Origin of the sequence: Paraburkholderia bryophila (genome assembly GCF_003269035.1) — a bacterium.
Lineage (GTDB): Bacteria > Pseudomonadota > Gammaproteobacteria > Burkholderiales > Burkholderiaceae > Paraburkholderia > Paraburkholderia bryophila.
In genome coordinates this window covers 1-14,537 of the sequence record NZ_QLTK01000055.1, presented here as the reverse complement: position 1 = coordinate 14,537, position 14,537 = coordinate 1, and the positions used below count along the sequence as shown (strand labels likewise).

Genomic DNA, 14,537 nt, shown 5'->3' with positions numbered 1-14,537 from the left:
ATCTTCACCTTCTATGAATCGCTTCATCCGGTCACCCATGCTGAATGAGTTAATCCAGTTTAGGCGATCAGCGCGTTTTCACACAAGCTCGACCCACAAGGGACAGTGGCCGGAGCTCAAAGCGGCCGTTCAGACAGGTTTCGCCGGGCCGCATTGCTAACGAAGTGCTTCCAGCTAGTTCATTAAAGAACACCGATACCGAATCTCAGTCAAAGGAGTACCACCAACGGTGATGCACTTGCTCGAATCGTCGTGATCGAATCCGATACGATGGTAAAACCCTCTGGCGCGATGATTCTCGGACAGCACCCAGAGCGCGACAAAGGAAAAGCCTGCGCTACGCAGCAAGGAACACGCTGATTCGCTCAATCGCTCGCCAATGCCTCTGCGCCAGAATTCTGGCAATATATAGAGCGCTTCGACCTCGGCCCATGTCTCATCTTTATCGGCATCTCTACAGGCACCGAAGGCAATCCATCCCACTACCGCTTCGTCCGAGTACGCCAGCAACACTTTAAGCTTGCCGCTCTGAAACGACTTCTGCCACATGCCCAAGCGCGCCTCGACGAACAGGCGTTCCAGGAAAGCCTCCGGCATGATTCCTCTATAAGCTGCTTGCCACGAGAGAACGTGAATTCTCGCGATGGTTTCAGCATCGCTATAGGTCGCTTCACGGATTTCTACAGTCATATTCGCGGCTCCAATTTCGAAATGGAGACGGACGGACCCAAAAAAATACAAAAGCCTCATCCGTTTCCGGTGAGGCTTTATGGTGGACGGTACTACCAATTCCTAACGCACAAATGCCCCCGGCGACGTGTCCCGTAGGACGGTCACTAGCGGCGCGATCATGATGACGATCAGATTGAGCATTTGCATAGGGGTCAGTTTGTTGCGAAAGCGTTATATCTGTCAACGGGATTTTTGGGGCGACGTTCAGCGCATGTCGTGCGAGTTGCAGCGCCACTGATCGATTTTCACGAAAGGCACATAAAATTTCCGAGGCGATTATGGATTGTTGACGACCTAGGTCCACAGCGCCGCCGACCGTTCGTGGCCGAACCCGGAAGTTCGTTGGGTGCGCGACTCGCCGCGGATCGCGTCGATTGCGATATACGCCAACGCATTACAATGATCTGCGCGCCGTTGTCTACGACTTCACCGACAGGCAGACGTTCCAACAGCCCTAGAGATCCGCGCGCGGGCCTGCTCATCCAACGCAGACTTGCGCCCGCCAACGGTAAGCGGACAGCAAAACCGTCTTGACGAATTGAGCTAACCGACCGCGCCCGTCGGCTGCCAGCGACGAGGCAGCAATGTTGCGACGCCGCTGGCCCTGTGGGTCGACATTCGCGTAAGCACGTCCTTCAGATAGGCGTGCGGTTCGTGCCTATTGAGTTATGCTGATCACAACAGACTCATGATGGCGGCAGCGCATTGCCCCGCGCGCAGTGAGCCGGCCAACAACCAGTTGGGCCGGCCGATAGTCTACGGACGTTTCTGGTTTTCGACCCAGTTGTTGCGCGCTTGAATTGAGCGCGCTTTACCCGGATGTCATTGCGGCCAGATGCGGAGAGATTCGATATCCGACGAATCTGAACAGACTGGATGAGAACCTCAGTCTCGGTAGCAATCCGAACCGCAAACGCAATTTTTCATCAGTGGTAAGACAACGCGCGCGATGACTCAGGCAAATCCGAGCGGTCAACTGAGACCACCCGGCATAACGCGCCGCACCGCGTGCGTTCGATTCGCGGCGGCCCGAGCGCAGCCGCCTCTCGCTCTATCTACGCTCGCCGAACAACGGTACGATCACCGGGCCGCCTGCTGGGCGGCGCCGTCCTTGTCCGAGCGATGTGTCGGGCAACCCGGCGTGACCGCTACCGTCGCCGTCACGGCGGTTACATGTCACGTATATCCGATCGAGAGCCCGCTCATGTTTGTCTTTCCCCTTGCCCCTCGCGAACTGTTCAATGAACGTAGAGACCAGTTCATGGCCTGGGGTATTCCGCGCACCGTGATCGGACGGGTCGAGCCGCGCGTCACGGACAACTGGCGCGAAGGGCCGGGAGGATGGGCCTACGAATGGTCGCAGGAAGCCGCCGCAGCGGCGGCCGGCAAACAGTGGCAACTGGCCGCCGCACTCTATGGCGCGGCGCGCTTCCCGGTCATCTGCACGCCACTGCGGCATGACGCGTTACGCCAGCAGGTCCGCTGTTTTATGCTCGCGTCGATCGGCTTTCCCACGCACTTCGAACGCGTCGAGGTACAAGCCACCGACGACGCGACAACCCGCATTCCCATTCACCTGTACCGGCCGAAGCAGCGCGGCGACTATCCGCTAGTCTGTCTGACCGGCGGCGTCGATACCGGCAAGATGGAACTGCACCGTTTCGCACTCGCGCTGGCGCGCTACGGCCGGTTCACCGTGGCCGCCATGGACATGCCCGGCACCGGCGAGACCGACATGCCACTGCGCGCGGACTGCGACTCGGTATATCGCGCAGTCCTGACTCAAATCGGAGGACGGGCTAAGAAAGCCATTGTCGGCATTAGTTTCGGTGGGCACTGGGCGGCCAAGCTGGCTCTTCAAGGCGAGGTGGATGCCGCCATCGATTGGGGCGGTCCCATTGGCGCGGCACGGATCGATGCGAATCGTGCGTCGCGCTTGCCGAACGGCATGACCGGTATCATCGCGAACGCGGCACGTCTACCGGGCATGCCCGATATCGCTGGCACCGAGCGGCTTCTGCAAATGTTCTCGCTCAAAGATCAGGGTTTGCTCGAGCGCAGCGATTGCGCGCCGCTACTGGCGGTCAACGGAGCGCGCGACCCCTACATTCCGGCCGGCGACGTGCAGGTTTTCCATCGCTACCCGTCCGCGCAAGTCTGGTTGCTGGAGGGATTGGGGCATTGCGCCGCGGAAGCCGCGGGGCGCGTGGTGCCCGGCATGCTCGCGTGGCTGCATGCCTGCATGCATGGCGATAGCGCCCGCAGCCGGCTGGCATTGACGCTGACGCAATGGCTCCTGCCCGCGCGCGTGCCCGGGACATCGGACCATTCCGCATGAAGTATCTCGCGCTCCACCCGCGAAATCAGGCATCGTCATACTCGATAGACGGGAGGAAGCGATTGGTGATCGGATAGCGACGATCTCTCGACAGGGCGCGCTCGCTCAGTTTGACCCCAGGCGGCGCCTGCCGGCGCTTGAACTCGGCCCTTTCGAGCAAGGTCCAGACTCTGACGAGCGTCTGCCGGTCGATATCGCGCGCCTGCAGTTCGTCGAGGGTCAACTCCTCTTCGATCAAGCCATGCAGGATGGTGTCGAGCAGCGCATACGGCGGCAGGTTGTCCTCGTCTTTCTGATCCGGCTTGAGCTCCGCGGTCGGTGCTTTTTGCAAAACCGAATCCGGCACGACTTGCCCGGGCGGCCCGAGGCCGATGGGCGGCCGATGACTGTTGCGCCATGCCGAGACGCGGTAGACATCCATTTTGTAGAGATCCTTCAACGGATTGAAGCCGCCGCACATGTCGCCGTAGAGCGTCGAATAGCCGACCGCGATCTCCGACTTGTTCCCCGTCGATAGCAGTAGATAGTTAGACTGATTTGACAGGGCCATCAATTTGATGCCACGGATTCTCGCCTGCAGATTCTGCTCGGTAAGCTCGGAGAGCGGTTGGGTTAGCGCTTGCGCCAGCGTAATCGACAAGGTCCGATGCGCGGGATCAATCGGTATTTCGGAAAGTTTGATACCGAGACGCTCCGCGACCGAAGCGGCGTCGATGCGGCTCTGTTCGCTCGTGTAGCGCGACGGCAGCATCACCGCGACGACACGCTCGGGTCCCAACGCGTCAGTGGCGATCGCGGCGACAAGCGCCGAGTCGATGCCACCCGACAATCCGAGCAACACACCCGGAAAACGATTCTTGCCGACGTAATCGCGCAGTCCGAGCACCATGGCGGAATACAGATCTTCTAGCGCATCGGGTGGCTCACACCGCGCGGACGACGCCCACCGCCACGTGCCCGCGTCGGCACACACAGCGTTGACCGTCGCGGTCGCGGTCTGCCAGTGCGGCAACGACATGGCGGGCTCGCCGTCCGGATTCAACGCGAAGCTCGCTCCGTCGAACACAAGTTCGTCCTGACCGCCGATCGAATTCAGATACAGCAGCGGCAGTCCGGTTTCACGAACGCGGGCCTCGCATGCGGCCAGGCGGTTTTGACGTTTCAGCTTCGAATACGGGCTGGCGTTGAGAGAGATCAGCATGTGGGCGCCGCTGCGGCAATGTGCCTGCGCCAGCTCGGCATGCCATCCGTCCTCGCACAGCAGGAGGCCGAACTTGACCTCGCCAATCATGATCGGCGCGGCAATGCCCGGCGCCGAGAACACCCGCTTTTCATCGAAGACCCCATAGTTGGGCAGAACCTGCTTGCCGATTACCGAGCGTATCCCGCCCTTCTCGATCACCAGCGCCGCATTGACGAGCGCACCGTCGAGCAGCCACGGTGTCGTCAATAGCACGGCCGGCTTCAGCGAACCACAGGTCTCGAGCAGCATGCAGACCTCGCGCTGGATGCGCAGCATGAACCCGCGGTTCGCCGCCAAGTCCTCGGCCGGATAGCCGGACAACATGAGCTCGGGCATGATGAGCAGATCCGCCCCTTCGCGGTCCGCCTGAATCCAGGCGTCGCGAATGAGCCGCCCATTGCCTTCAATATCTCCCACGCACGAATTCAGTTGCGCGCACGTAATCGCGATCGATCTGCTCACCATCTCTTTCCTCGTCCTGTTCATCAAAGGCGTGCGCGGCGCGCCGCCTGTCGTTCGGTCATGGGCCGATGAAGGGCGGCGTCCGCATCCGACGCCCTTCATCGGCCTAACGAGCGCCGATGGCTGAGAAGAACGACGCCGTATTCGTCAGCCGATTCGCCCGCAGGCGCATCACTTCGAGACTGGACAGGTCGTAAGCCTGTTGGGCTTGCAGCACGTCCAGAATGTCCTTGCTGCCGAGCTTGAGTTGATCGTTCGTCATGTTGACCAGCTTTTCGTGCCGTTCCTGCGACGCAACATAGGTTTTCGACGCGCTCGCGTCCTGCTCGATCGCCGACATCGCATCGGCGACGCTCTGCAGCGCCTTCAGCACCACGTCCTTATAGTCCTGAAACGCGGCGTCGTATTCCGCGTAGGCTGCATCCCGTTTCGCTCTCAACTCTCCGCCGCGAAACAGAGGTGCGCTCATTTGCGCGCCGAAACTCCAGATATTGGTGCCGCCCGCGAACATCCTGCCAAGTACGAGCGGCGTCGACGCGATGTCCGCGCTGAGATCGAACTGCGGGTACAGATTGGCGGCCGCCACGCCGGCCAGCTCGCCGGCAACCTGCAGACTGGCCTCCGCGGCCAGAATGTCAGGCCTCTGATGCGCGAGTTCGGACGGAACCGTAAGCGACAAGGACTCCGGCAACTGGAGATCCCGCAAGTGGAATTCCGGTAGCGACGCCGGGCTCGACACGCCCGCGTAGACCGCCAGTTGAGACCTGACCTGCGCCAGCGATGTGCGAAGCGCGGGCAACTCGGCTTGCGCCCGGTCGACGTCGAGATCGCTATCGAGTACGTCTTTGTACGCCGCAGTGCCATGCGCGTAACGTCCGTTCAGCGTGCGGCTGATCGCCTGCCGGTTTCCGAGCAAGGCGTCCTTGAGATCGATCTGATCGCGCAGGTACCCTTCGCGGATCGCCGCCGTCACGATGTTGCTCGCCAAAGCCAGCCGGGCCGCTTGCGCCTCGTAACGTTTGATCGCCACTTCGTAGCGTTTCGCGGCCACACGGTGCCGCTGTGCGCCGAAGATATCGAAGTCGTAGCTGATGCTCAAGCCGGTGTTGTACAGCGTGAACGGCTTCGGGTTGGGAATCATCGGCAAGCCGATCGCGGCCGTGTTGACCTGCTCCCGTTTCGCCGAAACGTCGAGATCGATCCGTGGATAGTTGCTGGTCCCCTGCTGCGCCGCCAGATACTTGCCGGCTTCGCCGAGTCTCAGTTCGGCACTCCGCAGGGAAGGGCTGTCGCGCAACGCGGTTTCGATGAGATCGTTCAGTGGCTGTGAGCCGAAACGATGCCACCAGTTCGTGTCTGGGTCTTGCCCGGACACGAACGCCTGAGTCGCACCGTCGCCGCCGTCGAGCGCGGTCGCGGCCCGGACACCCATATAACTGTCCGGCAACGCGATGTCCTTCGCGGAGCGTTGAACCAGTGCCGGACTGCATCCGGACAGTGCGGCAAGCGCGACGAACGCGCTAAACGCAACAAATACCGCGAGCGCGCCGGCGGAAAACCCGCGGCCTCGCAGAGTGGTTTTTTTATTCATTGTTTGACATCAATCGAGCGTGTTTTTATACGAGAACAAACCTATGCCCATCACGATCACACCGAACACTACGAGCGCCGACGCGCCAGGCCACATTTCATACCATCCGTTCCCCTTCAGTAGCACGCCCCTGATCGCCCGATTGAAATAAGTGAGCGGCAGACCGTTGCCGATTACTTGCGCCCAGCGCGGCATACCCATGAACGGAAACATGAACCCGGACAGCAGGACGCTCGGCAAGAAATAGAAGAACGTCATCTGCATGGCCTGCAACTGATTCCTGGCGACGGACGAGATGGTGATCCCGACCATCAGATTGGCCATGATCAACAGGATGGTCAGGCAATAGACGGTCAGCAGATTGCCCTCGAATGGAATCCTGAACAGATAGTGCGCGGCCAGCAGAATGGCCGTGCATTGCAGAATCCCGATCAATACGTACGGCACGATCTTTCCGGAAATCACCTCGATCGGCGTGGCCGGCGACGACAGGATGTTCTCGATCGTGCCGCGTTCCCTCTCGCGGGTAATGGCGAGACTGGTCATCATCACCATCGTCATGGACAGGATGACGCCCATCAAGCCGGGAATGGTGTTGTACTGGGCAATCCCGGAGGGGTTGTACAGCTTGTGAACGCGCGCCGAAAACGGCGCCTGCGCCGGCAGTTTGGACAAGACGCCGTTGAAGTCCTTGTCGAATACCGTCTGCACCAGCGTATTGAGCGCCGCGATCGCATTGCCCGTTGCGGCGGGATCGGTCGCATCGGCCTCGACCAGAATTTCGGGTTTCTCGTTGCGTACCAGTTTTTTCGAAAAATCGGTCGGCACGCTGACCACGAATTGCACGTCGCCGCGCTTCAGCATGTCGGCTGCCTCGCCCTCCGCGAACATGCCGCCGCGAACGTCGAAATAGCCGGTGTTGCGCATGCCGGCCACCAGTGACCTCGAGAACTCGCTCTGATCGTGGGCGAGCACGATGGTCTTCAAATGCTTCGGGTCGTTGTTGATGGCAAAGCCGAACAACATCATCTGCACCATCGGCAGCACGGCAACCATGCCCAGCGTGACCCGGTCGCGGCGAATCTGGAGAAACTCCTTCATCACCATGCTCCACCAGCGTGAAATGGAAAACTGAAACATGATTAGTCAAACTCGCTTTGAACGTCCTTCATCAGATGCAGGAACACGTGTTCCAGGCTCGTGTCGATTTTCTCGATGACCGCTCCTTCTGCCTTGAGCTCGTTGAGGCTGCTCTCGAGCCTTTCGGGATCGCCTCCCGATACGTGCAGCGATCGGCCGAACGCGACGATCTGCTCGACCCCGGGCTGTCCTTGCAGACGATCGTTCAATCCCACCAGGTTGGCGCCGGACACGGCCCACGTGTGCAGCGCCTGCTGCCTTATCAGGTCGCGCGCCTCGCCCTGCGCAAGCAGCACGCCATAAGAGATGTACGCCAGCTTGTGGCAGCGCTCCGCCTCGTCCATGTAGTGCGTGCTCACCAGCACGGAGATGCCACGAGCCGCCAGCCGGTGCAGTTCTTCCCAGAACTCGCGCCGCGCGCTCGGATCGACGCCGGCCGTCGGCTCGTCGAGCAACAGCAACTCCGGCTCCTGCAACAATGCGGCCGCCAGTGCCAGCCGCTGCTTCCAGCCGCCCGACAACGAACCGGCCAGCTGTTTCGCGCGCGACCCGAGACGTAGTTCGTCCAGCATCCGGTCGACCCGCTCGCGACGCCTCCGCACTTCGTACAGACGGGCGACGAAGTCGAGATTCTCCCGAACCGTCAGATCTTCCCAGTAGGTGAATCGTTGCGTCATATACCCGACACGACGTTTGATTTCCCGGCTCTGCTTCGTGATGTCGTAACCCAGACAGGTGCCGTGACCGGAGTCGGGCGTCAGAAGACCGCACATCATCCGCATCGAGGTGGTCTTGCCGCTGCCGTTCGGACCGAGGAAACCGAAAATTTCGCCACGGCGGACCTGCATGCTCAGATCCTTGACGACATGCCTGTCGCCGAACCGCTTGTTGAGTCGATGCACGTCGATCAACAGGTCATCGGCATTCATAGCATCACCTGGACCGGCAAACCGGGGTGCAACAGCTCGGTCTGCGAGTCGTCGGGCTGCGCCTCGATCAAAAAGACCAGCTTCAAACGGGATTCGTTGCTATAGATCACGGGCGGCGTGTACTCCGCTTCCGGCGCGATATAGCTGATCTTCGCCGTATAGGTTTTCATGCAACCGTCGCAGGTCAATTTCACGGTTTCCCCCACATGCACTTGAGAGAGCTGCGCTTCGGGCAGGAAAAAGCGCACCTTCACTCCCTGGTCCGTCAACATCTTGACGACCGGACTGCCAGCCGGCACCCATTCCCCGATGCGATAGAAAGTGTCGACGACAAGCCCTTTGCCGGGCGTGCTGACGCCCAGTTGATCGTTCTGCCGGCTGGCCCGCTCGTAATCGGCGCGAAGCGCCTCGGTCGTTTCCTGCTGCGAGCGTAGCTGGCTGCTGCGCGCAGGCAATTCAGCGGTCTTCAACTGACTGTTGAGTTCCTGCACGCGCGCCGCGTCCACCTTGGCCGTTGCGCGGCCGGTTTCGAGTTTTTCGAGCGAAATCGCCTGAATCCGGTAATCGGCTTCGGCACGCGCCGCCTGCTGGGCCGAACGCGCCGCGGATGCCCTCGCCTGCTCGATCTGGGCACGCAGCGCGTCGATTTCACTGGGTCGCTTGCCGCTCTGCATGTCCTTGAGCTCGCCAAGCGACGACTGCCACTGGTGATATTGCCGCTTCATCGAATACTCCGCGTCGGGTGAATCGACCGCGAACAACGCCGCGTCGACGCCGACGCGGTCCCCGCGCGAAACCAGCAACCGCTTGAGGTTTCCGGCAAGAGGCGCCGCCAGGTAACTGAATTGCCCCTCCATGTACCCCTGATAGGTCGGCGGCGATTTCGCGCACCCGCCGGCCAGCAACGGGACGCAAACGAGCCAGCACCACGCCGGCGAGCGGCTGAGAGTTGGTCTTTTCATGAACTTTGGATACGACGCTAAGCTGTTTGAGTTATTCGACGCTTTGGGGCACCGGCGAGTGGGCCGTATCCCCGGAACGCAGTGCGCGGGTTCTCTTCAGATACTCGTCGAGGAATTCAGCGGAAGCGAGCGTTCGGACTTCCTTGACGTGCTGCGTGCAGCAGTGGTCGCCGTCGCGGTAGACCGTGAGCTTGACCTCGCCGGTCTGCGCGATCTGCTGCAGCGTATCGCGCAGCCATGCTTTGTCGGCTGTCGACACGATCGGATCGCGATCGCCATGAACGATATGCACGCGCGCCGCGACTTTCTTCAACATCGCCTGGTCGCGAATCGTGAAAATGCGTGCGGTCGAATCAACGTCGTCCGTCGACGCTACGCCGAGAATCTGGCAGAACTTGCTCTTCAGGAAGAACGGCAGCTTGTTGAATTCGCGCGAGTCGATCGGCCCGCCCAGATCGAGAATGGCGCTCACGCGCGGGTCGGCGGCGGCGATCTTGTAGGCCCACATACCCCCCCAACTGATACCGACAATCGCGTAGTGGTCCGTGTCCACGCTGGGATAGGCTTTCAGCGCGTCAATTGCCGAAACGATCGCTGCCTCGAAATTTTCCGGCCACAGTACGCCGTCGAGCAGGAACGTCTCCCCCTGACCCGGACCGTCGATGCACAAGACCGCGAATCCTGCCTCCGCAAACAACAGCTCGCTGGCAAGGTGCTCCTCCTTCACGTCGTCCATGCCGTGCACGAGCACGATCAACGGGATCTTTCCCGATGGCAGCGTCGAAGCCGGCAGATGCAGATTGGCCCAGAGCGCCTTGCCTTCCCAATCGATGCGAAGCCGCGCGAAGCGGTCACCGAATGCTCTTCGCTCCGCTTCGAGGTAGAAATCGCGGCATTGCTTATAAGCTTGTGTTTTCACGTCCGACAGCGGTAGACAGCCCCACTGCACCAGATGCGCGAGAAAGGACAGACGCCGGTAATGCGTGACGATCTCGGCGTTGGACAGATTCTGCAGCGACGTCTCGACCTGCCTGATTTCGTTGTCGAGGAACGCCTTGCCCTTGGTCGGCCAGTCGGACAGGCCGCCGATCGCCGCGAGGAAGCGATCGAGCGTCTTCTGATCGAAGAGCGCTGCACGCCAGCGATTCCAGAAAGGACGCGTGATGTTCCTCACGCCGACCACGCGCGACAACGCGAAGATCGCCCGGCTCAGCACGTGGTCGGAAAAGGAATAGACCTCCGTCTCACTCAGATTACGCATTGCGATTTCCCCTTTGAACGTCGATACCGAGTTCGCCAATCTCCGTATCGCTCAGGCCGAGCATGACCGCGCCCAGCTTGACGATCTTCGGATCCGGCGCGCCGTAGGCTGCCTCGTCGGGCCGGTGTCCAAGGCGGCGCTCGTTGGCATCGATCACCTGGTAAAGATCGAAGCCGAACTTCGACCGCATGACCGCTCTGCCCAACTCGTTGATCATGCAGTTCGAACTGCAGGCTCCCGTATTCTTGGGCAGAATCCAGCCGTGTCCCTCGAGATAGGCGATCTGCGCTTCCTTTTCCGGTTTTCGCACCAGCTCGTAAAACGGCACGAGTACGGTCGGAAAGCCTACTTCGTCGGGATCGGCCCGTAACTGGTCGACATGGTCGGGAATGGCCTTCCTGAACGGCTTGACGAACTTGTCGACCAGATCATTGACCTTCGGCAATTCCATCGCGGACAACACGCCCGCGCCATCGAGATTCAGGCGGTTCTGGCCTTTCTGCGTGCCGATGAAGCACAGCGGAATCCGGTGACGATTGGCAAACCGGCTCGCGCTCACCGCGATCACGGAGAAACACGGCCAGCACGCCGATCCGTATGTCATGGCGCCTTTTTGCAATTCGATATCCGAATTGCCGTCGATCGAGAAGCCCGAACGAAACAGATCGTCGGTGAGCGTCTTGTCGGATTTTTCGATGACTAACGGCACCCCGAGCTTGTCGGTAATGCGCTTCGCGTTGTCGATCGTCTGCGGCGACTGGTAGCCGGGATCGAGCATCCACGCACACACCTTCAGCCCTTTCTCCGCGAGCTTGATCAACATATACGTGCTGTCTTTCCCGCCGCTGTAGAGCACCATCGCGTCATAGGTGGACTGCGGGTCGCGTGGCGTGATCGAATCGAGAATACCCGCCGCGATACCGAGCCCGCTCCGGTTCACGATCGGCAGACTCTTCACGAGGGATGCGCCCTTGCGAAGCAGTTTTCTTTCGTCTTTCACCGCGTCGAGCATCGCATTCAGCAGCCACTCGTAGTCTGCCTCCTTCTCGTACTCGGCCTTACGGCCGGTCTGCAAACCGGAACAGTGGCCGCATAGCCCCAACGACAACGCTTGGTCGGCGTCCGTATCGTTCATGATCGAATCGTATTGCAACGGCATCCCGCACTTGTTGCATCCTCGATGAATCTGAATCGTTTTCAAGGTCAGCCCCTTTTTCAGATCGTCTCATTTCGCGATTCGGCCGACCAGCACGCGCGAAATCTGGCGACCGGCAGCAGGTTTTTTCCGCATTGCAGAGGCGGAATGTCGAACTTCATGTCGTCGAATGCCTGTTCATAGGCAAGCAGTTGCGGCGCGTCCGCTTCGCCGACGTTGCTCGCCAGATAAGGCGCGCTCGCCCTCAGCAACCCTTCGGCCAGGCATGACCAGGAGATCGAGCTGCCCTCGCCGACATCGTCAGCAAAGTCGAACGGAAAGAACGAGCGGTACTCGATTTCGCTGACGTCGACCAGACCCGCGTCGCACGGGAGAATGTCGCCTTGCGTCTGGACGCGCTTCCACGCCGCGTCCCGATCCCAGCAGTACGGCTGGCTGTCGTCGATCAGGATCGTGCCCGGCGCCACGAGGTCGATGTCGAGAATGTACGGTGTGCTGACCGCGCTGATGATCGCGGTCGCGTCGCGGTAACACAGGCTGTCCGCGGGTAACGTGCTGCGCGTCGCGAGCGTCTCGATCGAAACCGGCACGCCGCTATGGGCGACAATTTCCTCCGCGATGGCTTGCAGTCGTTCCTGCTGCTGCAAGGTGTCTACCAGAATGATCCGGGCCGGCCGGGTGATGCGGGTCGAATGCGCGAACAGTTTCGCGACGCCAGCACCGACGCTACCCACGCCCAGAATCGCGACCACGGTGTCCGCGCCGCTCCGCCCCGATTCACGCAAGGCTTTGTCGTATTGCTTTGCAATCGACACCGAAGTCACGGCGTGGCCGGTCGTCAGTTCGAGTCCGAGTTCCTTCGACCGTGACTCGATGCGTCGGCCGTAATTCGACAGCGCTCCTGTCAGGCCGCCAAGGCACACATGCTTCGCGCCCATCGCCGCCACTTTTGCGAGACCCTCCTTCTCCATGCGATTGCGACTGCGACCGCGCTTTCGCGGATCGATCATGTCCTCGGCGAGGATGGGCAAAAAGAGAATACCCACATTTAGATTTTTCGCTTCGATGATTTCACCGTATATCGGCTGAAGGCAGTCGAGCAAATCCCTGAGCTCGCCATCGTCAAGCGAATCTGCCCAAGGGAACATGCGCACGATGTCGGCTCTGTCGCGCGGGTGAGTGAGTAAAACCACGTCCACACTCTGCCGGCGACCTTCCGCGAGCCAGTTTTTCTGGGCGGAAGGACCGTAATAGAGACGAGATGCCGCTTTAGTGTCGAATTCTTTGTCCTGAAGCATTTTTATATAGTGCTCGCGGAGAGTGAATACAGATATGAGGCTGGCAGTTGCGCGACACGGCTAAACCTTTGCGAAACCGTCCAGGTTAATTAAATTAATCCCGTTTCAAAGACGATGACTCTTCCGGGGAGTTGACACCCCAGAATAGAAACGCAAAATCGCGTACCGGGCACACCCATCCGCCCGCGCACAGCCACACAGGGCTAGCGATTTACGCTGCGCCTCGACTCATCCGGTTCGTAGCACCGGATGATGAATCGCGCGAAAACACCTCGCTGTGAAGCGAGGACTCGATGAACAGCAGACTACGCTAACGCACACACTTGAGATGCCCACCAGGAAGGGCGAAGACGGCTTGACGAAGATTACCTGCCGGCCATCCCCGGCCGCAAAACAACGCCGGGCACGGGCACGAATGCAGACGTGTCGAAACGACAGGAAGTATAAAAGGCTGACAGAAGAAACAATTGAGAATGCCGGCTTCGCCACGAATCCGATCAGCCCGACAACACAATCAGGCGATTGAGGATGAAAAATGAATGGCGCAATATCCGCCTCGCAAAGACGGTATGCAATAATCCACGCAAATTTCGGTCTGGCCTGAGACCTTTTATACTCACCATAACTGACAGCCCCTTGAAGTTTTATTTTTTGTTACGGGCCAATATTAGGTGCGGTGAAAAATTTTGTCAAGCGAATGTGAAGTAAGCGTCGACAAATTCTTTATGCCACGCCTGCGTAACAAATTCGCTACCGATAATCGATGAAAAACAAAGACTATCCACAATAGGTATATTCATTTCGCATTGCAACATTGCCATGCATATTAAATAAAATTCGGCTTAATTCATTTTTCTTCATACGCCGAATATAGCGCGGGACGAATCGTTAAAAATCAAATGATGCATTATGTATGCACCGGTCGTCCGGACTACGGCCAGGCAGAGGTGAAATACGACGCCGCTAATGGCTTGTTCGGAGGCGCATTGCTAGGGTCTGTTGACAATCAGTGCCACCTCAGGTTCCAGCTTCTGGCCATGGGGACGAGTATTCAATCGGATCACAAAGGGGACGGAGGACAACATCGCCGACTACTACGCGGCCCTATTGAAAAGGTAGCGGACGGCGCATCCATTCAACTTGGTCTTGAAGGTGTCAACGATTCAGGCCACGACGTCGGACGTCCGAAAGTGGCCGGGTGTCGCCTAATGCGATTGGCATGCTTGCTGCCTCGACCTTGCATAGCTGCGAACAGCAGCACGCGACCCGAAGCGGTCTCTCGACATTCCCGAAAGCGGACGTTACGGATGCCAGTTCCTCACGTACGAATATCACTCTGCACCTGATCTTTCATCTACAGCCTTCAAGACATAAGCCACGTGGAAGTTCGGTATCCGCCAGAAGACAAGAAGACGGCCTCCTGCG

General features: G+C 59.5%; 10 protein-coding genes and 1 pseudogene. 1 reads left to right on the top strand and 10 read right to left on the bottom strand.

Features of this window, described 5'->3' with window-relative positions:
• Positions 1–174 precede the first annotated feature (174 nt).
• Positions 175–690 (bottom strand): GNAT family N-acetyltransferase, encoded by a 516-nt coding sequence (locus BX591_RS35320; RefSeq protein WP_167444688.1) that lies wholly within the window; start codon positions 688–690, stop codon positions 175–177.
• A 585-nt stretch (positions 691–1,275) separates the two neighbouring features.
• A pseudogene (locus BX591_RS35315) lies at positions 1,276–1,521 on the bottom strand (transposase domain-containing protein); the annotation flags it as partial.
• A 415-nt stretch (positions 1,522–1,936) separates the two neighbouring features.
• On the opposite strand from BX591_RS35315, the gene BX591_RS35310 reads away from it, so the two are divergent.
• Positions 1,937–3,070: an alpha/beta fold hydrolase gene (locus BX591_RS35310; RefSeq protein WP_167444687.1), complete on the top strand. Its 1,134-nt coding sequence runs from the start codon at positions 1,937–1,939 to the stop codon at positions 3,068–3,070.
• Between the two features lie 25 nt (positions 3,071–3,095).
• On the opposite strand, the gene BX591_RS35305 is transcribed toward BX591_RS35310, so the two are convergent.
• The 8 genes from BX591_RS35305 to BX591_RS35270 form a co-directional block, all read right to left on the bottom strand.
• Complete coding sequence (locus BX591_RS35305) at positions 3,096–4,877, bottom strand: NAD+ synthase (protein WP_208459653.1); 1,782 nt, start codon at positions 4,875–4,877, stop codon at positions 3,096–3,098.
• A 4-nt stretch (positions 4,878–4,881) separates the two neighbouring features.
• Positions 4,882–6,366 (bottom strand): efflux transporter outer membrane subunit, encoded by a 1,485-nt coding sequence (locus BX591_RS35300; RefSeq protein ID WP_111935929.1) that lies wholly within the window; start codon positions 6,364–6,366, stop codon positions 4,882–4,884.
• Between the two features lie 9 nt (positions 6,367–6,375).
• Complete coding sequence (locus BX591_RS35295; RefSeq protein WP_111935928.1) at positions 6,376–7,506, bottom strand: ABC transporter permease; 1,131 nt, start codon at positions 7,504–7,506, stop codon at positions 6,376–6,378.
• Between the two features lie 2 nt (positions 7,507–7,508).
• Positions 7,509–8,435: an ABC transporter ATP-binding protein gene (locus tag BX591_RS35290; RefSeq protein ID WP_111935927.1), complete on the bottom strand. Its 927-nt coding sequence runs from the start codon at positions 8,433–8,435 to the stop codon at positions 7,509–7,511.
• The gene (locus tag BX591_RS35285) at positions 8,432–9,397 is read right to left on the bottom strand and encodes an HlyD family secretion protein (RefSeq protein WP_111935926.1); all 966 of its coding nucleotides are present in this window, start codon (positions 9,395–9,397) and stop codon (positions 8,432–8,434) included. The genes BX591_RS35290 and BX591_RS35285 overlap by 4 nt, the downstream gene beginning before the upstream one ends.
• Positions 9,398–9,428: 31 nt before the next feature.
• Positions 9,429–10,658: an alpha/beta hydrolase family protein gene (locus BX591_RS35280; RefSeq protein WP_111935925.1), complete on the bottom strand. Its 1,230-nt coding sequence runs from the start codon at positions 10,656–10,658 to the stop codon at positions 9,429–9,431.
• Positions 10,651–11,793, bottom strand: coding sequence for a phosphoadenosine phosphosulfate reductase domain-containing protein (locus BX591_RS35275; protein ID WP_167444686.1), 1,143 nt, complete (start codon positions 11,791–11,793; stop codon positions 10,651–10,653). The genes BX591_RS35280 and BX591_RS35275 overlap by 8 nt, the downstream gene beginning before the upstream one ends.
• Before the next feature lie 80 nt (positions 11,794–11,873).
• Positions 11,874–12,860: a hypothetical protein gene (locus tag BX591_RS35270; RefSeq protein ID WP_146749860.1), complete on the bottom strand. Its 987-nt coding sequence runs from the start codon at positions 12,858–12,860 to the stop codon at positions 11,874–11,876.
• Between the last annotated feature and the right edge of the window lie 1,677 nt (positions 12,861–14,537).